The sequence below is a fragment of the Actinomadura sp. NPDC048955 genome (assembly GCF_040649435.1).
Taxonomy (GTDB): Bacteria; Actinomycetota; Actinomycetes; order Streptosporangiales; family Streptosporangiaceae; genus Spirillospora; species Spirillospora luteofluorescens.
The window spans coordinates 1-20,699 of sequence record NZ_JBEZJI010000041.1 but is presented as its reverse complement, the minus strand read 5'-3'; the positions used below and the strand labels follow the sequence as shown (position 1 = coordinate 20,699).

9 protein-coding genes are annotated in these 20,699 nt (G+C 75.3%); 4 read left to right on the top strand and 5 right to left on the bottom strand.

Features of this window, described 5'->3' with window-relative positions:
- Positions 1-152 precede the first annotated feature (152 nt).
- From AB0C84_RS30850 to AB0C84_RS30835, 4 genes are all read left to right on the top strand, one after another.
- Entirely contained in the window at positions 153-1,955 is a 1,803-nt protein-coding gene (locus tag AB0C84_RS30850; protein WP_361073417.1) for a glycoside hydrolase family 3 protein, read from the top strand.
- Positions 1,952-3,337 carry an MATE family efflux transporter gene (locus AB0C84_RS30845; protein ID WP_361073414.1) on the top strand — a complete coding sequence of 462 codons (1,386 nt, stop codon included), beginning with the start codon at positions 1,952-1,954 and terminating at the stop codon, positions 3,335-3,337. Before AB0C84_RS30850 ends, AB0C84_RS30845 begins: the two co-directional genes overlap by 4 nt.
- A gap of 158 nt (positions 3,338-3,495) precedes the next feature.
- Positions 3,496-4,875 carry an arylsulfotransferase family protein gene (locus tag AB0C84_RS30840; RefSeq protein WP_361073411.1) on the top strand — a complete coding sequence of 460 codons (1,380 nt, stop codon included), beginning with the start codon at positions 3,496-3,498 and terminating at the stop codon, positions 4,873-4,875.
- 22 nt (positions 4,876-4,897) lie between these two features.
- Positions 4,898-5,983: a glycosyltransferase family 2 protein gene (locus tag AB0C84_RS30835; RefSeq protein ID WP_361073408.1), complete on the top strand. Its 1,086-nt coding sequence runs from the start codon at positions 4,898-4,900 to the stop codon at positions 5,981-5,983.
- A gap of 75 nt (positions 5,984-6,058) precedes the next feature.
- Here the strand turns inward: AB0C84_RS30835 and AB0C84_RS30830 are convergent, their stop codons facing one another.
- From AB0C84_RS30830 to AB0C84_RS30810, 5 genes are all read right to left on the bottom strand, one after another.
- A complete protein-coding gene (locus AB0C84_RS30830) occupies positions 6,059-7,147 on the bottom strand; it encodes an alpha/beta fold hydrolase (protein ID WP_361073405.1) in 1,089 nt (362 codons plus the stop codon).
- Positions 7,144-9,489, bottom strand: a complete 2,346-nt coding sequence (locus tag AB0C84_RS30825; protein ID WP_361073402.1) for a thioester reductase domain-containing protein — start codon at positions 9,487-9,489, stop codon at positions 7,144-7,146. The genes AB0C84_RS30830 and AB0C84_RS30825 overlap by 4 nt, the downstream gene beginning before the upstream one ends.
- Positions 9,482-17,749 (bottom strand): HAD-IIIC family phosphatase, encoded by an 8,268-nt coding sequence (locus tag AB0C84_RS30820; RefSeq protein WP_361073399.1) that lies wholly within the window; start codon positions 17,747-17,749, stop codon positions 9,482-9,484. The genes AB0C84_RS30825 and AB0C84_RS30820 overlap by 8 nt, the downstream gene beginning before the upstream one ends.
- A 44-nt stretch (positions 17,750-17,793) precedes the next feature.
- The gene (locus AB0C84_RS30815; protein WP_361073396.1) at positions 17,794-19,098 is read right to left on the bottom strand and encodes an arylsulfotransferase family protein; all 1,305 of its coding nucleotides are present in this window, start codon (positions 19,096-19,098) and stop codon (positions 17,794-17,796) included.
- A 90-nt stretch (positions 19,099-19,188) separates the two neighbouring features.
- Positions 19,189-20,472, bottom strand: coding sequence for a glycosyltransferase (locus tag AB0C84_RS30810; RefSeq protein WP_339154093.1), 1,284 nt, complete (start codon positions 20,470-20,472; stop codon positions 19,189-19,191).
- Positions 20,473-20,699: the final 227 nt, after the last annotated feature.

The following is a 20,699-nucleotide window of genomic DNA, read 5'->3' as shown; positions in this document are numbered from 1 at the left end:
GGGACTGTGCAACACAGCCGGTCGCTCGTCCCGCGCGCCGTCGCGTCCCTCGTTCGCGCCGCGCCGCCCCGGGCTGCCCGATGGGGCAGGACAAGAGGAGGAACCGTTGGAGGCTCCTCAACCGCCGCCGCCCCGTACAGCCTCGGTGTCTTGTGGACGCCATAGAGAACACCGCCGGATCCGTACCCCATGACGAGACGGACGCCCCGTTGTACCGCGACCCCCGGGCGCCGGTCGCGGCCCGCGTCGAGGACCTGCTCGCCCGCATGAGCCTGGACGACAAGATCGGCCAGATGACCCAGGCGGAGCGCCTGGAGGCCGCCCCGGAGGACGTCACCGCCCACCGGCTCGGGTCGGTGCTGTCGGGCGGCGGGTCGGTGCCCTCGCCGAACGACCCCGTCACCTGGGCCGACATGTACGACGACTTCCAGCGCGCCGCCCTGGCCACCCCGCTCGGCATCCCGATCCTGTACGGCGTCGACGCGGTGCACGGGCACGGCAACGTGGTCGGCGCGACGCTCTTCCCGCACAACATCGGGCTCGGCGCGACCCGCGACCCCGCGCTGGTCCGCGACATCGGCGCCGCGGTGGCCGAGGAGGTGTCGGGCACCGGCATCACCTGGAACTTCGCGCCGTGCCTCGGGGTCGTCCGCAACCCGCGCTGGGGACGCACCTACGAGTCGTTCGGCGAGCTGCCCGAGCTGCCCACCGCCATGACGTCGTTCATCGGCGGGCTCCAGGGCCCGCGCGTCGGCCCCCGGCCCTCGGTCATGGCCACCGCGAAGCACTTCGTCGGGGACGGCGGCACCAAGGACGGCGACGACCAGGGCGACACGCGGCTCGCCGAGGAGGAGCTGCGGGCGCTGCACCTGCCGCCGTTCCTCGCCGCCCTGGAGCGCGGCGTCGGGTCGGTCATGATCTCCCACAGCTCGTGGAACGGGCTGCGCCTGCACGGCCACCGGTACCTCGTCACCGAGGTGCTCAAGGAGGAGCTCGGCTTCTCCGGCATCGTCGTGTCCGACTGGAACGGCCTCGACATGATCTACGAGGCGGACGCGTTCGGCCCGGCCGAGGTCCGGGCGGCGGTCAACGCGGGCATCGACATGGTGATGGTCCCCGAGGAGTGGCGGCGGTTCATCGAGACGCTGCGCGCCGAGGTGCTGGCCGGACGGGTGCCGGCGGCGCGGATCGACGACGCCAACCGGCGCATCCTGACCAAGAAGTTCGAGCAGGGCCTGTTCGAGCACCCGCTGACCGACCGCGCCTACACCGGGCGGATCGGCGGCCCCGAGCACCGCGCCCTCGCCCGCCGGGCCGTGGCCGCCTCCCTGGTGGTCCTCAAGAACGAGGGGGGCCTGCTCCCGCTCGCCCCCGGCATCGACGAGATCTTCGTCGCCGGGCGCAGCGCCCACGACATCGGGATGCAGTGCGGCGGGTGGACCGTCAGCTGGCAGGGCGAGCCCGGGCCCGTCACCGCGGGGACCACGATCCTGGACGGCATCCGCGCCGCCGCGGGCCCCGGGACCACCGTCCGGTACCACCCGGACGGCCACGGCGCCGGCCCCTCCTGCAAGGTCGCCGTCGCGGTCGTGGGGGAGGAGCCGTACGCCGAGGACGAGGGCGACCGCCCGGCCGGGATGGGGCTGGACCCCGTGGACCTGGACACCATCGCGAGGCTGCGCGCCGCCGGGGTCCCCGTCGTGGTGCTGCTGGTGAGCGGGCGCCCCCTGGACATCGCGGCCGAGCTGCCCGGCTGGGACGCGCTGGTCGCCTGCTGGCTCCCCGGCACCGAGGGCCGGGGCGTCGCCGACGTGCTGTTCGGCGCCGCCGCCGCGACCGGGCGGCTGCCCGTCACCTGGATGCGCAGCGCCGACCAGCTGCCCATCACCCACGGCGACGGCCAGGACCCGCTCTTCCCCTACGGGTTCGGCCTGACCTACCCGGCCCGCCCGTGACCGCGCAGACGGCGCGGCCGCCGCAGGCGGTACGGGGTGCGCACCGGCGGCGGATCGCCCGCCTCGCGGTGCCCATGGCGGCCGCGCAGCTGCTCGCCATCATGGTGCCGATCGTGATCGTCGCCATCCTGGGCTGGATGGGCGACGAGGCCATCCGCGTCCGCTCGCTGTACTTCCCGCTGGCGTTCCTGTTCTTCGGGGTGCAGGTCGCGTTCGACGTCACCAACCAGACGATCACGGCGCTGCGGACGGGGCGCGGCGAGCGGGACGTGGGGGCGACGACGATGAGCGTGGCCCTGGTCTGGCTCGGCACGGGGCTCGCGCTCGGGATCGGGCTGAGCCTGGCGGCGCCCGCCCTGGCGGACGTCCTCGGCGCGGACGCGCGGGGCGCGGACCTGTTCGTGCGGTTCCTGCGGTGGATGTCGCTCGCCAACCTGACGCTGGCGTGGCCGGTGCTGTGCGCGTCCGCGCTGCGCGGCGCGGGGCGCGCCGGGCCCGCGGCGCTGATCATGCTGGTGGGCAGCGCGGTGGAGGTCGCGGGGCTCGCGGTGCTGGGCTTCGGCTGCGGGCTGGACATCGCGGCGCTGCCGCTGGCGACGGCCCTCAACGGCCTCACCGCCGGGGCGTTCGGCATGGTGGTGCTCGCCCGGACGGGGCTGCTGAGGGAGTGGGGCTGGCGGCCGGAGGTCCTCGGCTACCTGCTGCGGACCGGCGTGCCGGTCAGCCTCACCAACATCGTGATGTTCGGCATGAACTTCGCGTTCGTGATGATGCTCAAGCCGTTCGGCCCGGACGTCATCGCCGGCTTCGCGACCGCGACGACGGTCCAGAACCTCGTCATCATGCCGGCCGTCGTGCTCGGCTCCGCGGCGGCCATCGTGATGAACCAGAGCCTGGGGGCGTCCGGCCGGGAGCAGGTCGCCGCCGTGCTCGGCGCCGCGCTGCGCATGACGCTGGCCGTGTACGCCGTGATCGTCCCCGTGCTGTGGCTGCTGCGCGGCGCCGTCGGCCACCTGACCGCCGAGAACGCGCGGATCGCGGGCGAGACCGCGCGCTACGTCGCGATCGTGGGCCCGAGCTTCGTGGTCCTCGGGCTGGTGCTCACCGCGCTCATGGCGCTGGAGCAGACCGGCGGCGCCCGCCTGGCGCTCGCCGCGTCGGCGGTGTACGTCGCCGGGTCGGTCGGCATCGGCGCGCTGGCGGGCCGGGACGCCGGCGGCCCGGTCCCGCTGTACGCGACGATCGCCGCCATGAACACCGCCGGGGTGCTCGCGGTGCTCGCCGCGGTGGCGTTCACGCGCGCCCAGGACCGGCGCAGGCGGACGTCGCGCGAGGAGCCAGCCTGGGGCGCCGCGCCGCCGTCCCCCGTCCGCCCGGACTGACCGCCGGACCGACCGTCCGCCCGGACGCGCCGCGCCGTCCCGTCCCCTCGAAGGTGCGCCCGATCGGCGCTGGGCGGGCCGGGCGGGCGTGCATAGCGTGAGCCGCGCCTGCCCGTCCGGGCGGCCCTGCCCGGACGCCGCCGCAGCGAGAGGACACCATGGGCGAGACCAGTGAACCCGCGACCACGGCCATGCCGGACTACGCGGACATCCGGCGGATCAACGTGACGACCCTGCGCGACGGGGTGGCCCCCGGCCACCTGTTCATGTCGCCGCAGTCCATCATGGAGCCCGGCGCCCCGCACGGCCTCCAGATCACCGACGACCGGGGGCGGGTGGTCTGGTACCTCCCGCTGCCGGAGGGGGAGTACGCCACCAACCTGCGCGTGCAGCGCTACCAGGGGCGGCCGGTGCTGACCTGGTGGCAGGGAGAGGCGACCAGCACCGGCGTCGGCATGGGCACCTGCTACGTCGCCGACACCTCCTACCGGGTGATCGCCTCGGTCCGGCTCGGCGGCGACCGCCCGGCCGACCTGCACGAGTTCCTGCTGACCGACCGCGGCACCGCGCTGGTCGTCGGCTACCAGAACAGGCCGTGGGACCTGACGCCGGTCGGCGGTTCCGCGGACGGCACGGCGATCGACAGCGTCGTCGAGGAGATCGACGTGGCGACCGGCGAGGTGCTGCTGCACTGGAGCGGCCTGGAGCACATCCCGCTCGGCGAGAGCGACCTGCCCGTGGCGCTGGCCGGGGACGGGCCCTGGGACCACCTGCACGTCAACGCCGTCGGCGTGGACGACGACGGCGACCTGGTGATCACCGCCCGCAGCTCCCAGGCGGTGTACAAGGTCGACCGGCGGACGGGTGAGGTGCGCTGGAAGCTCGGCAGCGGCGCCAGCACGTTCGCGCTCGGCGTGGGGGTGCGGTTCAACTGGCCGCACGACGCGCAGCCCGTCGGCGGGAACGTCCACCGGATCTTCGACAACGGGGCCAACATCGGCATGCTCGGGTACGAGTCGCGGGTGGTGTGGATCCGCGTCGACCCCGGGAACGGCGTCGCGACGCACGTCAGGCAGATCACCCACCCCGAGCACCTGTCGTGCCCGGTGGAGGGCGGCGCGTACGGGCTGCCGAACGGCAACACGCTGGTCGGCTGGGGAGCCGCGGGACGGATCTCGGAGTTCTCCCCGGAGGGCGAGCTGCTGTTCGACGCCGAGATGCCCGAGGGGCCCCTGTGGAGCACCTACCGGGTCTACCGGCACGAGTGGCACGGGCGGCCGGACGCGCCGCCGCAGGCGCGCTTCGACGGCGGTCAGGTCCACGCGGTCTGGAACGGCGCCACCGGCGTCGCCCGCTGGCGGCTGGCGGCCGGCCCGTCCGAGGACGGCCTGCGCGAGGTCGACACCGTGGAATGGGACGGCTTCGACACCGCCGTCAAGCTGCCCGACGCGCAGGGTGCCGCCTTCGTGAGGGTCGACGCGCTCGACGCGGACGGCCGCACGATCGGCTCCTCGCCCGTCACGCCGGTCGAGCGCTGACCGGCCGGCCCGGGGACCGGACATGAAGGTATGGGAAACCCAGGAGTTCCTCTTCGGCGACGGACCGGACGCCAGGGTCCTCGACTACCCGCACTACGGGCTGGAACTGGCTCTGGCGCGCCTCCGCCGGCGCAACCCGCCTGCCGCGCCGTGGTGGAGACGGTACGTCAGGACATGGCAGACCTTCGAGCCGGGCCGGGCGCTCCCGGACGAGGGCGCGAAGGAGAACGAGCCGCTCATCTACGGCCTCTCCCAGGTCTGGAACGAGGACGACGTCATCTACGCCACCGTCAGGAACCTCTTCCTTGAGGGGGCCGACGAGGTCTTCGTCCTGGACGACGCCTCCGACGACGACTCCGCGGCGGAGGCGGAGGCCGCGGGCGCGACCGTCCTGCGGGACGAGAGCGACGGGAAGTTCGACGAGCTCCGGCGCACCAGGCGGATGCTGGAGGTCGTCGACGAGCGGACCGGGGCCGCGGGACGGCCGGTGTGGTGGATCGTCGTGGACGCCGACGAGTTCCCGCGCGGCCCGGGGGGCGCCACGATCCGCGACCTCGTCCGGACGCTGCCGGCGTCGGTGGACACCGTCGGCAGCCGCGTCCTGGAGCACTACCCGGGCCGGGCGTCGGCGCCGAAGCCCCGCCACCACCCGCTGGACGAGCTGCCGAACGCCCGCCGGCACGACAACCCGTCATGCCCGGCGGGCCACTGGAAGCACCAGCTGCTCCGCGTCCGCGAGCCCGGCTCGCTCCGCTTCATGTTCGGCCGGCACACCATCGCGGCGCCGCCCGGCAGGAGGCCCGTCGTGGAGAGCGAGGCGTCCCTGCTGATGCACCACTTCCCGCTGCGGGGCCGGGAGTGGACGGAGGAGAAGTTCCGGCTGGCGGGGTCGGCGTCCGGCCGCTACGGCGCGAGCTCGGACGCGTTCGTCAAGCGGCGGCTGGAGAAGCGGCTGCGGATGCTCGGCCACGCGTACGCGGAGGAGTACCACCTGCTGCCCAACATGTTCCCGGGGGAGCCGCGGACGGGCACGTCGGTGCGGGACTGGCGGGAACTGGTCCCGCCGGCGGAACGCGCCTGCGCGCACGAGCCCGGCGCCCCCATGTGAGGGAGCCGCGAGCGGGCCCCTCACATGCGCCCGCGAGCGGGCCGGGCGGCTTCGCGGGCCGCCCGGCCCTGCCCGTCACCGGTGCTCGTCGAGGAATTCGACGATGTGCCCGAACACGTCCAGGGCGGCGCCGCGGCCGATGAACGGATCCACGTGCCCGTAGCCGGGGATCTCGACGTAGCGCGCGTCGAGCCGCGGGTGCCGTGCCGCCAGGACGTCGTGGCACAGCTTGTTGGCGTCCAGCCAGAGCCCGTTCTCGCTTCCGGACATCAGCAGGACGGGGCAGTCGATGCGGTCCGCGCTGTCCAGGGCGTTCTCCGGCAGCGCGCTGTAGCGGCCGTCGGAGAGGTTCCACCGCACCACGGTGTGCGCCAGCTCGATGCGCCGCAGGTGCGGGATGACGCACATGGGGGCGCTTCCGAACAGGTCGGCCAGGCGCTCGTGGGTGCGCCGGTCCAGCTGGTCGTGGACGAACAGCGACGCGCCCACGCTCCAGGCGGAGTTGTGCAGCATCTGGCAGGTGGGGTCAGGGCAGTCCGCCCCGAGGGACGCCAGGGCGAACAGCGGGGTGTACTTCGACCGGAACCCGGCCTTGCGGAAGTCGACGGGGACGTGCCGGATGCGCCGACGCAGCACCTCGAAACCGAAGTGCATGCGGAAGCGCGTCGAGGCGGCCAGCTTCGGTGTCAGGAACACCCCCTGCGCCACCACGCCGGCCAGTCCCGGAACGAGGCCCGCCGTCATGCTGAGCGACAGCGACAGCGCCCCCAGGCAGTGCGCCACGACGAACAGCCGCCGCCCGCCGATCCGCTCCCGGATCCGCGCCACCGCCTCGGGGATGTCGTAGAGCGCGACGTCGTCGAAGCTGTAGCCCGCGCCGTCGTCGTCGTTGTAGGGGAGCCGGCAGCTGCCGCGCCAGTCCAGCAGCCACGGCTCGTAGCCCGCGTCGAGCAGCACGTCCACCAGGTTGCGGGTCTCCGGCAGGACGAACATGTCGGAGGACGCGGTGAGGCCGTGCAGCAGCAGCACCGCGGGCCGGTCGCCGTTCGCGTCGTCCTCGCGGGTCACGCGGGCCAGTGCCAGCTCGGTCCCGTCGGACGCCCGGAACGGGACGTGCTCGATCGCCGCGGCGCCGGGCCGCGCGTAGAGCGCTCGTGCGGTCATCGGATCTCCCTCCTGCGGTCCTTCACGTCCCGGCGCAGGTCCAGCAGCTCCGCTCCGGCGCGCAGGCCCGGTTCGAGCAGGCCCCAGCCGACCTGGGCGAAGAACCAGCCGAGCCACATCAGCTTGGCGAGGCGCTGCTCCGGCGGCGGCAGCGCCGGATCGACCTCGATGCCGTCGATCTGCTCGCGGACGTAGCCGCCGGCCGGCACGACGACCTCGCCGGTCAGGCTCGCCGGCTCGCCCTCGCGGCCGACCTCGACGGCCAGCGTGCGGGCCTGCCGCCAGAGGTCGCGGCGCGCGCGGGCGGTCTTGACGCCTTCCAGCCACCAGCCCCGCCCGTCGGCGTCGCGGAGCGCGAGCCGGTACCGCAGCAGCGGATGGCGCAGCCCGTGGCGCAGCGGGATCCCGTCCTCGGGGCGGACGACGATGTCGCCCGACTCCACCGTGAGCGGTTCCGGGTGCAGCCGCGCGCACGTCATCTCGCCGCGCACGTCGACGCGCCGCTCCGTGACGAGCTGGTGCATCCCGGCGATCGACAGCGTCAGCGACAGCGAGCAGACCGTGTCGGTGACCCGGCCCGCGGGGCCCAGCGTCCCTTCGAGGGTCTCGTGGAACGACAGGTACGGCGGGTCGTCGCGGCCGGGGAGCCGCGCCAGGCCGGCCTCCGCGAGCCGCTCGTAGGTCCTCAGCTGCGCCCGCGCGCCGTAGCGGACCGGTTCGGGCAGGCCGTGCCGCGCGACGAAGGCCTCGGTGCGCTCGCCGGTCGCCGCCGGGCCGAGCAGGGTCGCCTCGACCAGCTTGACGGCCGTCGCGTTGCGCAGGACCCGCGCCAGGAACTCCAGCTCGGGAACCGGGTCGGCCTCCATGGCCGCCAGGAAGGCGGCGCGCCACTCCTCCCAGCCGAGCACCGGGACGTGCATTCCGCCGAGCCGCATGTCGTGCAGGACGTCCGGCAGCGTGTTGGGCCGCCCGGTGAGGTTGTAGGTCGTCCCCCAGCCGTCCGGCTCGTACACGACGGCGGCGGCGACGCGGCTGACCCAGTCCACCGGGGCGGCGTTGACGGCCCGGAAGGCGGGCACCTTCCGGAACCGGGAGAACGCCGAGAGCAGGCCGCTGCCGATGTCGGTCGGGTTGTGCGCGCCGGTGAGGGTGTGCCCGCCGATGGCGCCCGGACGCATGAGCGTCACGGTCAGGCCGTGCTCGCGGGCCCGCCGCAGCGCCACCTCCGACGCCCATTTCGACCGGTCGTAGCCGGTGGCGAGGCGGTCGACCCGCGCGAGCGGGTCGTCCTCGCCCATGGAGGCGATGCCGGCCTCGTTGAACACCGCGACCGAGGAGATGTGGTGCAGCGGCTTGGACGGCCCGGTCGCCGCGAGCTCGGCCAGCGTCAGCGGGCCGAGCACGTTGGCGCGGCGCAGCGAGGGGTAGCCGCGCAGGAAGTCGACGGCCGCCGCGACGCTGACGATCGAGTCCACCTCCCGCGCCAGCTCCTCCCACCGGTCGCCGTCGACCCCGAGCCGCGGCTCGGCGATGTCGCCCGGCAGCACCGTCACCCGCCGCCGGACCTCCGCGGACCACGGCAGCCGGAAGCCGGCGAGGGCCTCGCCGAGGCGCCGCTCGCCCGCCCGCGCGTCGGCGGCCCGCACCAGGCAGACGACGTGCGCGTCGCCCCGGCGCAGCAGGTCGAGCAGCAGGTGCCCGCCGAGGAAGCCGGTCGCGCCGGTGAGCAGGATCCGGCGGGGCGGGGCCTTGGCGGCCGGGCCGGTCCAGGGCAGGCGGTCCGCGCGGGCCAGGTCGGCCGCCACCAGGTCGAGGCCCTCGTCTCCGCTCTCGTCCTCGTCCGCGGCGTCGGCGGCGGGCTCCCGGTGGGGCGCGCCCGTCGCGGACGCGAGGCCCAGCCGCGCGAGGCGGCGCGGCCGGGCGTCGGCGAAGACGTCGTCCAGGCTGAGCCGCAGGCCGAGGTCGCGGTTGAGCGCCGCCGCGAACCCGGCGGCGTCGACCGACGTCGCGCCCGCGTCGAAGAAGTCCACGTCGACGCCGATCCGCCTGCCGCCGAGGAAGGGCGCCGTCCGGGCCGCGATCGCCGCGGCCAGCCCTTCGAGGTCCCATCCCGCGCCGCCCTCGGGCGGAGCGCCGTCCGCTCCGCCCGGCGGCGGCTCCCCGCCGGGCCCGGCGCCGCCGCCGGTCCCGAACCGGGCCAGCAGGTCCGCCACCTCGGTCCGCCCCGGGCCGCTGCGCTCCAGCAGTTCGCCCTCGTGCCGGCGGTCGGGGACCGGGGCGAGCCCGGTCCCGTCCGCGTCCGCTCCGTTCACCGTCTGCATCTCCTTCCACGATTCACTCACCGTCGGCCTCCGGGCCGTCTTCCGCCGCGCCGGACCAGGAGCGGAACGCCCGCAGGCGCCGCGGCTCGACCAGCACGTCCAGCCGCCGGCCGTCGTCCTCCACCCCCGCGAGGGCGGCGACCAGGCGCCGCGCCGGCGCGTTGCGGGGCGTGTGCTCTGCGACCAGCCGCACCGCCGCGCATCCGAGGGCGCCGGCGCGGTCGGCGAGCCACCCCAGCAGCCGCTCCTCCACCCCCCGGCCGAGCACGCGGCAGCTCAGCATCCAGGCCGCGACCTCCAGCGCGCCGCCGTCCGGGCGGATCACCAGGACGCCGATCTGGCCGTAGTCGCCGAACCGGTCGCGCGCCGAGACCGTCCACACCTCGCCGTCCCGCCGCGCCCGGTCGAGCGCCGCCGCGTCCAGGACGGCGGGGCGCAGGTTGAACTGGCCGGTCCGGCGGCTCAGCTGGACGGACCGCTCCGTCGCCGCCTCCGACAGCGGCTCGACGTCGACCTCCAGTTCGAGCCGGTCGAGGAACTCGGCGAAGCTCGTCCCGGCGCGTGCCGCCTCGCGGTCGCGCTCCTGCCGGTAGTAGCCGGCCCGGGCGGCGTCCTCGCGGGTGGCCGCCCACGGGGTGGCCGGCCAGAGTCGCCGCACGAACGCCGCGAGCTCGCGAGCGGGCGGGCACGTCACCGACAGGACCTCCGGAAGGTCGGAGCGCACCGCGGCGATCTCGGCCGGGTTGTCGTCCAGGAACAGCACGCTGTCCGTCCCGAGGCCCAGCTCGTCCGCCGCCGCCCTGATCCGCTTGGCCTTCGGCCCCCAGCCCGCGGCGATCACGCTGAAGTGCCCGGGCCGCAGGACGCCGTCGGGCCGCTCCAGCACCGCGCGCACCGTGGCCTCGTCGTTGTTGGAGACGAGGACCAGCAGGACGCCCGCGGCGCGCCAGGCGAGCAGCCGCCGGGCCAGCACCGCGCGCGGCCCGGCCAGGTCGACCGCGTCCGGGCCGACCTCGCCCGCGACGCCGCCCCACAGGGTCTCGTCCCCGTCCACGGCGATCACCTTGGGCGCCGGGCGGCGGACCGCCCGGACCGTCCCGGCGGCGGTGAGCGCCACGGCCGCCTGGAACCCGGCGGTGAAGGGCAGGTGGGCGAGGGCCTCGGTGCCCTCGTCGAAGGGCTCGGCGACGGGATGGTCCCGCGTCCAGTCGTCCGGCCGCACGACCGCGATGCCCGGCCGGCCCTCCAGCCGCGACATCAGCTCCTCCTCCCACTCCCGGAGCCGGGCGTCGCCGGTGCGGGAGGGCAGGACGCCGAGGATCACCGGTCGCCGGGTCCGGTCGTGCAGGGCGCCGAGGGCCGCCGGGTACTCCTCGGCCAGCTGCGCCAGCAGCTCGTCGCGCACGGGACCGGACCGGGCCAGGTCGCTTCCGCGCAGCAGCACGATCCCGGCCGTGGTGGACGCCTGGGCGAACGCGCCGTCCGGGGCCAGGACGCTCGCCAGGGGCTGCTGGTCCGGCGCCGCGACGACGTCCGGCGCGTCACCGCCGGTCTCGGCGAGGGCGGCGCCGAGGAGGGCGGGCAGGTGGCCGAGGGCGAACGTGGCCGCCACCGCCACCGAGGCGGCGGAGCCCGGGGCCGGCGGGGCGGGCGCTCCCGTCGCGGGCTCCGCCGCGCCCCCGTCCGCGACCCGCGCGAGGAGGTCGAGGTAGCCGCGGCCGAGGCGGGCGGCGGCCGCCTCGTCGAGGATGTCGAGGTTGTGGTCGAGCCGCAGGTGCCCGAGGCCGGGCCCCATGCTGACCATCAGGTCGAGGTCGAGGTAGCCGGTCCCGGCCGGCACGATCTCCGGCCCGGCCGCCGCCGGCCCCCGCGCCCGGATGTGGTTGAAGTACACCTCGACCAGCGGCGCGTCCGCCCGGTGCAGGCCGGCGCCGGCGAGGGCGGCCATCGCGCCGGAGAACGAGGCCCCCTTCTCCAGCACCCGCTTGAGACGGGCGTCGGTCCTGGCCACGACGTCGGCGATGGCCTCGCCCCCGTTGACCTCGGCCGCGAGCGGCACCGGGACCCCGAAGTAGCCGAGCGCGCCGGACGCTCCGGCGTGCATCCGGGAGTCCACCGGGACCGCCAGCGCGAACCGGCTCCGGTCCCGCAGCCGCGCGAGGAACACCTGGAGCGTCCCGAGGCAGAGGGCGGCCGGGGTCACGGCCAGTTCCCTCGCCTGCTCCGCCACCCGGTCGAGGAGGCCGCCGGGGATGTCCAGGGCCAGGGTGCCCGCGCGGAACGTCCGCTTCGCCGGGCGGCTCTCCACCAGGTCCAGTCTGCGGCAGCCGGTGAACTCCTCCCGCCACCGCGCCGCCGCCTCCTCGTCCTCCTCCTGCGGCGCCGCGGCCGAGCGGGCCTCGATCAGCAGGTCGATGTCGTCCCGCGGGGGCGCGGCCGGGGGAGCGCCGGACAGCGCCGCCCCGATCTCCGCGACGGCGAGGATCAGCGACTGCACGTCGCTCACGGCGTGGTGGGCGCCGAAGACCAGGACCTGGTCCCCGGACGCGGACTCCACCATCTCGAAGCGCCACAGCGGCGCCGTCGCGAGGTCGAACGGCGGCTCCATCAGCCGCTGGAGCGCCGCCTCGGCGTCCGCGTCCTCGGTCGTCGACCAGCGCAGCAGCTCCCCGGCGGGCCGCCGGTGGACCGCGAACCGCGTGCCGTGCTCGGGGTCCCGCACGATGGCCGTGCGCAGGGCGGAGTGGCGGTCCGCGAGCCCGCTGAGGGCCTCCGCCAGCGCCTCCCTCGTGACGGGCGACCCCAGCCGGACGGCCATGCCGATGTGGTGGGCCACGCTCGGCGTGCCCTGCTGCTCCGTCCGCAGGAGGCGCGTCACGTCCGCCGGGACCGGCCGGAACACGACCTCCGCCCCGTCGTCCGCCCGCTCCCCGGCCGGTTCGATCGGTGGTGTCCCGCCTGCGGTGACCGGCGCTTGGAGGAGTTTGGCCGCGAGGCTCCGCACGTCCATGGCAGCCAGCGCCGACAGCGACGTCCCGACGCCGAGCGTGCGCGTGATGGCGTCGTGCAGCACCACGAGCGAGTGCGAGTCGAAACCGAGCTCCTGCATCGACCTGCCCATCGGCACCTCGGCGGCGGCGTCGCCGGTGACCTCGGCCACCGCGCCCCGCAGGAACTCCTCGACCAGGCGGGTGCGCTCGTCATCCGTCGCCGCGGCGCGGATCAGGGCCGCGACCCCCTCGGAGGCCGGGCTGGCGGTGGGGCGTCCGGCCAGCTCGGACAGGATCGGATGCGCCGCGGCGAGCCCGGAGGGACGCTCCAGCGCCGCCCGGTCGAGCGCGATCGGCGCGAGGCGGCGCCGGGACGAGCCGAGCAGGCGCTCGAACAGGTCCCCGCCCTCGGCCGGGGAGAGGCTCGCCATGCCGGACCGCGCGAGCGCGGGGAACCGGCCGGCGTCCGCGGCCATGCCGACCTGCGACCAGGCGCCCCAGTCCAGGCTCAGCGCCGGTCGCCCGGTCGCCGCGAGCGCGTGGGCCCAGGCGTCCAGGAAGGCGTTCGCAGCGGCGTAGGAACCCTGCCCCGCCGGTCCGAGCAGGCCCGCGGCCGAGGAGAACAGGACCAGGAAGTCGGTGTCCGGCACCAGTTCGGTGAGCAGCGCTGCGCCCAGCACCTTGGGCGCCAGCACCCGGGCGATCCGCTCCGGGGTCAGCGTCCGCAGGGTCGCGTCGTCCAGGACGCCGGCGGCGTGCACGATCCCCGCGACCGGGGGCGCCTCGCGGCTCAGGGCGCCGAGCGCCGCCTCCAGGGGGGCGCGGTCCGCGACGTCGGCGCGGACGGTGTGGACGTCCGCGCCCCGCGCCGCGAGCCCGGCGATCCACTCGGCCGCCCCCGCGTCCGGCCCGCCGCGGCCGAGGACGGCCACGTGCCGCGCGCCCAGCGCGACGAGCCGCTCGGCGGCGACCCGGCCGAGGCCGCCGAGACCGCCGGTGACCAGGTACGTCCGGTCCGGGCGCAGGGTCACGGCGCCGCCGTCGGGACGGGTGCGCGACAGCCGCGGCACCAGCCGCCCCGAGTCGCGCAGCGCGACCCAGGGCTCCTCGTCGGCGTGCCGGAGCTGGGTCCAGAGCGCGTCCGTCCCGCCCTCGGCGGGCATGTCGACGAGCGTGGCGCGCAGCTCCGGATACTCGCGGGCGACCGTTCCTCCGAAGCCCCACCCGAGCGCCTGCTGCGGATCGGTCACCCGCGCGCCCGCTTCCGCCGCCTGGCTTCCCCGGGTGACGAGGAACAGGCGCGGAGCGGGGTCGAAGGAGCGGTCCGCCAGCGCCCTGACCAGGTGCAGCGTCGTCGTGCAGCACAGCAGGGCCGCCTCCGCCAGCGACTCGGACGAGGTGATCGCCGGTGCGTCCAGGCCGAACAGCTGGACGACCCGTTCGGGCGGTCCGTCGCCGAACGCCTCGCCGAGCAGCCGCGCGAAGTGCGCCGGGTCCCGGGGATCGACGGTGTAGCCGCCGGAGCCGTCGGGGCCGAACGCGGCGCCGCGCCGGACGAGCACGTGCGGCACCGGACCGAGCCGCCGGGCGAGGTCGGCTCCGACTCCGGAGCCGTCGGCCAGGATCAGCCACGGGCCCCGGCCGGGGGCCCGCGAGGCGGGCGGCCGGGGCCTCCATTCGACCTCGAACAGCGACCTGTCCGCCGGGGACGGGGCGGCCAGCTCGAAGCCCCGGACGTCCAGCACGAGCCGTTCGTCCTCGTCCAGGAGCCGCAGGTCCAGCACCGCCGCCCCCGAGGTCAGCGACCGGAGCCGGCAGGCCGCCCAGACCGGCCGCGACCGCACGCCGGTGAAGCGGACCCGGCCTGCCCCCGCGGGCACGAACATCCCGCCGGCCGGGACATCGCCCGGCAGCGCGCCGGTGCGCAGCGCCGAATCCAGCACGGCGGGGTGGAGCAGGTAGGACGATCCCGGCATCTCCGCCAGGTGCCCCAGCGCTTCGCCCTGCCCCCTCCACGCCGCCTTCAGGGCCCGGAACGCGTCGCCGTAGTCGATCCCCGCGGCCGACATCGCGGCGTAGAGGTCCGGGAGCCCCACCTCCTCGCCGCACCGCCGCCGCAACTCGGCGAGGGACTCCGTCTCCTCGGGCTCCTGCGCGCCGGCGGGCTCGAACCGTCCCACGACGTGGTCGGTCCACGCGGCCTGCGGGTCGCCGCAGGACCGGGAGGCGATGGTGAAGGCCCGCCGCCCCTCGGCGTCGGCGGGCTGGACGACCAGCTGGAGGCGGACGGCCTCGTCCTCGCGCAGCCGCAGCGGGCGCTCGAACCGCACACCGGCGAGCTGGACGGCGTCCTGGAGCTCGGTGGACGCCTCCAGCGCCATCTCCAGGAACGCCGAGGCGGGCAGCCAGACCGTCCCGCCGACGCGGTGGCCGGCGAGATACCCGAACCGGTCGTCGCGCAGGTCGACGTCGGCCTGGGCGATGAGGCGGCCGGGGACCTCGCTGTCCTCGACGTGCCGGTGCAGGAGCGGCATGCCGCCCCGCTCGGCCGCGGGGGCGGCCTTGGCGGACGTCCAGTAGCGTCCGCGCTCGAAGGCGTAGGTGGGCAGGTCCACGTGGCGTCCCGCCGGGGCCGCCTTCGACCAGTTGGGCGCGTACCCGTCGGCGACCAGCAGCGCGAGGTTGCGCAGGACCCCGTCGTGCTCGCCGCCGTCGCGGTTCAGCGAGCCCGCGACCGCGACCTCGACGCCCTCCTCGGCGGCCACGGCCTTGATCGACGACAGCAGGGCGGGACGCGCGCCCACCTCCACGAAGTAGCGGAAGCCGTCCGCGAGCATGCGGCGCACGGTCGCGGCGAAGCGGACGGGCTCGCGCAGGTTGCGGGCCCAGTAGCCGGCGTCGAGGGCGTCCCCGGGCACCGGCTCGCCGAGCACCGTCGAGTAGAGCGGCGTCGGGCAGGGCGCGCCGGAGACGTCGCCGAGCCGTTCCCGCAGCTCGGCGCCGACCGGGTCCATGTGGAAGCTGTGCGTGGCGAATCCCACCGGCACGTCCTGGACGGGGACCTGGTCCTGCTGCAACTGCGCCCGCAGCGCGATCAGCGCGTTCAGGTCGCCCGAGACGGTGGTGGCCCGGCCGCTGTTGACCGCCGCCACGTCGAGGCGCGACCCGTACTCGGCGAGCATCTCCCGCACGCTCTCCTCGGGCAGCCCCACGGCGAGCGACCCGCCGAGGCCCGCGGCCGGACGCACGGCGAGGCCCCGGCGGGTCACGACGGCGGCGGCCTCGTCCAGCGTGAGGGCGCCCGCGGCGTGCGCGGCGGTGATCTCCCCGAGCGAGTGCCCGACGACCGCTCCGGCCTCCACGCCGAGCGACCGCCACATCCGCGTCAGCGCGCAGCCGAACGCGAACAGGACCGGCTGCGTGACGTCGGGCCGTTCGAGATCGGGGGCCCCGTCCCCGCCCCGCATGGCCGCCACCACCGACCAGCCCACCTGGCGGCGGATCGCCTCGTCGCACTCGGCGAGCGCGTCGGCGAACGCCTCGGAGCGGGCCGCCAGCTCCGCGCCCATGCCGGTCCACCGCGCGCTGTGGCCGGGGAAGACGAACGCGAGCCCGCCCGTGACCGGCTCGCGGGACGGCGACAGCACCAGGCCCGGGGCGGACCGCCCGGCCGCGGCGGCGTTCAGGCCGGACACGAGCGTCTCCCGGTCCGCGGCCAGCACGACGGCGCGGCGGTCGAAGTGGGTCCGCCGGTTGGCGAGGGTGTGCGCGACGTCCGGCAGCGGCGCGTCGCGGCCGCCGTCCTCCAGGTGCGCCGCCAGCCTGCCCGCCTGGCGGCGCAGCGCGGACCCGCCGCGCGCGGAGACCACGAACAGCCCGGGTTCCCGCGTCGGGTGCGCCGCGGCCCGCGGGCGCGGCTCCTCCGGCGCCTCCTCCACGATGACGTGCACGTTCGTGCCGCTGATCCCGTAGGAGTTCACCCCGGCCCGGCGGGGACGCTCCCCGCGCGGCCAGGCCACCGGCTCCCCGACGAGCCGCAGGCCGCTGCTCTCCCAGTCGACGCGGCGGGTGGGCCGCTCGGCGTGCAGAGTGCGCGGCAGCGTCTCGTGCCTCAGCGCCAGCACGACCTTCATCAGCCCGGCCAGGCCGCTGGCGGCCTGCGTGTGCCCGATGTTCGACTTGATCGAGCCGATCCGCAGCGGCCGGTCCGGCGGCCGGGTGTCCCGGAACACCCGCGCCAGCGCCCTGGCCTCGATCGGGTCGCCCAGCGTGGTCCCGGTGCCGTGCGCCTCGACGTAGTCGATGTCCGCCGGGGCCAGGCCGGACAGCTCCAGCGCCCGCCGCGTCACCCGCTCCTGCGCGGGCCCGCTCGGCACCGTCAGCGCCGTGCTGCGGCCGTCCTGTCCCACGGCGCTGCCGCGCAGCACCGCCAGCACCTCGTCGCCGTCGCGGCGGGCGTCGGCGAGCCGCTTCAGCACGAGCATCGCGACGCCGTCGGAGAACGCCGTGCCGTCGGCGTCGCCGGAGAACGACCGGCACCGGCCCGTCGGCGACAGGGCCCGCATCCGGCTGAACTCGACGAACGTGTACGGGGTCGTCATCAGCGTGGCCCCTCCGGCGAGGGCCTGGTCGCACTCGCCCGCGCGCAGCGCGGACGCGGCCAGGTGCACCGCCAGCAGCGACGACGAGCAGGCGGTGTCGACGGTCATCGCCGGGCCGACCAGCCCGAGCGTGAAGGCGAGCCGCCCCGAGGCCACGCTCAGCGCCGAACCGGTGCCGACGTAGCCGTTGAACTGGTCCAGGCTCAGCCCGGAGAGGTAGTCGCTGCCGAGCATGCCGAGGTAGACGCCGGTCGGGCTCCCGGCGAGCCGGGCCGGAACGGTCCCGGCCCGCTCCAGCGCCTCCCAGGCCGTCTCCAGCAGCAGCCGCTGCTGGGGGTCCATCGCCGCGGCCTCCCGTGTGGTGATGCCGAAGAAGCGCGGGTCGAACGCGTCGATGTCGTGCACGAAGCCGCCGTGGCGGGAGTAGGTCCGGCCCGCGGCGTCGGGGTCGGGGTCGTAGAGCGCCCCGGCGTCCAGGCGGTCCGCCGGGAACTCCTCGATCGCGTCCTCGCCGCCGGACAGCAGCCGCCACAACCCATCCGGATCGTCCGCGCCGCCCGGAAGGCGGCACGCCATCGACACCACCGCCACCGGCTCGCCGGCCGGCGGCCCGGTGGGGGAGTCGGCCCGCGCGTCCCGCCGCTCGAAGTCGGCGAGCGCCCGGGTGAACCTGTGCGCTGGTGCGTCCATCGCTTGTCCTCTCGGTCTGCGCGGGGCGGTTGGTGGATGCGGAGTCAGACCCCGACCGGCGTGACGGGGGAGGCGCCCATGGACCGGCCGCCGGCGTCGAGCGCCTCGACCCGCACGAACCGGTGGCCGCCGTCCGGCAGCGGCGCGGACGTGTCGAGCCCGTCCCAGTCCACGGTTCCGACGGCTTCGAGAGCGCCCTCGTCACGGCCCGCGTACAGCCGCCAGCGCGCGACGCCGGTGGCCCCGTTCCACACGGCGTGGACGCGCCCGTCCTCGACCCTGACCTGCGGCGGCGTCTCCGGCATGCCGTCCCACGGGTACCGGTAGACCCGGTAGGTGGTCCAGCCGTTGCCCGTGGGGGAGTGCGCGTCGAACAGCAGATCGCCCGCGGGCGAGAACTCGGAGATCCGCGCGGCCCGCCCCCACCCGACGAGGGTGTTGCCGTTGGGCAGGTCCTGAGCGTTGCCCTCGGCGATGGCGGACAGGTGCTCGGGATGGGTGACCTGCCGGACGAACGTCGCCATGGCCGTGGCCGTGTCGGCGCGGACCCACACCACCCGCGACTCGTACCCCGCGAGCAGCTCGTTCGTCGCGTTGTCGAAGAACCGGTAGACGCCGTCCCCGCAGGGCTGCCCGTCGTGCTGCCAGTGGCACCGCGCCCCCACGCCCAGGACGAACGAGCTGTGCGCGCTGCCGAGCTTCCAGACGATCTCGCCCGTCCGCCGGTCCACCTTGTAGAGGGCCGACGACATCCGCGCGGTGATCAGCAGGTCCCCGTCGTCGTCGACGGCGACCGAGTTGACGTGCAGATGGTCGTAGGGGTCGGCGAGCGCCGCCGGCAGGTCGCTCTCGGCGAGCGGAACGTGCTCCAGCCCGCTCCAGTGCAGCAGCACCTCGCCCGTCTCCACGTCCACTTCCTCGACCACGCTGTCCAGCGCGACGCCGTCCGCGGGCCCGCCGATGGGGCTGAGGTCGCAGGGCTTGGGCTGGTAGCTGACCAGCAGCGCGGTGCCGCGCTCGGTCAGCAGGAACTCGTGCAGGTCGAAGGGCTGGTCGCCGCCGGCCCTCACGGTCGCGACGGTGCGGTACCGGCGGTCGAGGACGTACCCCGTCCCGTCGCCAACACCCGTCTCGGTCGCCGCGCCCTGCCACCAGGTGAGCACCGGCTCACCCCGGTACCGCTGCACCCGGACGTTCGTCGCGTACTCGCCCTCGGGAACGGGATGGAACCACAGCGTGCGCCCCCGGTCGTCCGCGATCTGCGGGCCGTGGCACTTCTTCGGCTCCAGAAGGGACTGCGGCGACATGAACAGGTACCCCGGCGCGAGCCCGTCCAGCGCCCGAGTCACCCGAATCCGCGGAATCTGCGAGTAGTCCGGAAGAGCCCCGGACACGGCTGAAATCACTGTTTCCGTCATGGAATCCACCTGCAAGAACACTTAGGAATGGGTAGAAGTACGGACCGGACCCCACCGCTCCACCAGGTCGGCGGTCAGCGCGACGGCGTCCTCCTTGCGCAAGGCGTCGCCCAGCGCCCGAGCGCGGTCGCGGTACGCGGGGTCGAGCACCCGGCCGAGAGCGCGGTGAAGCCGGTCCGGCGTGAGCCTGCGGAACGGCAGCGTGACCCCGGCGCCGAGCCGCTCGACGCGCCACCCCCAGAACGGCTGGTCGGCGTAGACGCTGGCGACCACCGCCGGAAGGCCCGCCCGCAGCGCCGACGCGGTCGTCCCGGCGCCCCCGTGGTGGACCGCGGCACGGCACCGCGGCAGCACCCGGTCATGGTCGAAGTCCGACCGCGCGACGTACAGATGCTCCGGCAGGTCGCCGGCGAACCGCCCGAGCTCGCTCCACCCGACCCCGACGAGCCCGCGAACCCCCAGCCGCGCCGTCACCTCCGCCAGACTGCGCAGCGTCTCCTCAGGCGAGAGAACCGGGATGCTGCCGAACCCGAAATAGACCGGCGGCGTCCCCGCATCGAGCCACGCGTCCAGCCCGGCGTCCACGACCCCCTCACCGAGACGCTCCCGGAGCGCCGAACCCAGCACCGGCCAGCCCACCAGCTCATGCTGGGAAGGCAGATCGGACGGGACCGGCACCACATGCCGGCTGTACAGATGCAGCGCGGGCCAGTCCTCCTGACGCGGTAGGCGCCGCACCCGCGGAACCCCCATCGCGTCGCACAACTCGTCCAGATTCGCCTTGTTCTGGAGCCAGTACAGCTGATTCAGCACCCGCGAACTCGCCCGATTCGCCCACGGCACACCGAAGTCCCGCACCCGCGGCATGATGCTGCTCGTGAAGTCCCCGGTGGGCTGAATCGGGAAGGAGTACAGGATCCGGCTGGGAATCCCGAGCGCCTCCTCCAGATAGAACCCGCGCAGCCCCATCGTCAACGTGGTCAGAATGAGGTCGGCGCCCTCCGCCGCGGCCCGGCAGGCCTCAGTGATCTCGCCGTTCACCCTGCGCTCGTCCGCCGCGATCCGCCGGATCGCCGTCATCGCCCGCCCCCGCGCCAGCATCGCGCGGCCCTCCTCCGAACTGAGGAACCGGCCGATGTCCGTACCCGTCGAAAAAGCCTCCAGCCCCGCCCTGCGCACCCACGGCGCCAGATCGGAGTTCACGGCCACCACCACCTCGTGCCCGCGCCGCACCAGCTCATCGCCAATGGCGATCATCGGCTGCACATCACCACGAGTACCGGCCGAAAGAAAAGCGATCCGCACCGCTCTCACCTGCGCTCTCTAGGGGGAACCCCACGAACGCTACGGACCCCCGCCACCCCGCACGATCGGCGTTAGACCGCACAACAGCCCTCCCCACCCCGCCGGACAGTGTTTATTGCAGTGTCTTTGTTTCGGGCCCTGGGGGCCCGAAACAAAGACACTGCGTGCGATCGCTGGCATCGCTCCGGCTCGCCTTGCGGCTCGCTGCGCGATCAGTTTCTTGCTTC

What these genes read in the sequence shown, in the direction of transcription:
- AB0C84_RS30840 (WP_361073411.1), top strand. Translation starts at nt 3,496, where the DNA reads ATGGGCGAGACCAGTGAACCCGCGACCACGGCCATGCCGGACTACGCG.
- AB0C84_RS30835 (WP_361073408.1), top strand. Translation starts at nt 4,898, where the DNA reads ATGAAGGTATGGGAAACCCAGGAGTTCCTCTTCGGCGACGGACCGGAC.
- AB0C84_RS30830 (WP_361073405.1), bottom strand. Translation starts at nt 7,147, where the DNA reads ATGACCGCACGAGCGCTCTACGCGCGGCCCGGCGCCGCGGCGATCGAG.
- AB0C84_RS30820 (WP_361073399.1), bottom strand. Translation starts at nt 17,749, where the DNA reads ATGGACGCACCAGCGCACAGGTTCACCCGGGCGCTCGCCGACTTCGAG.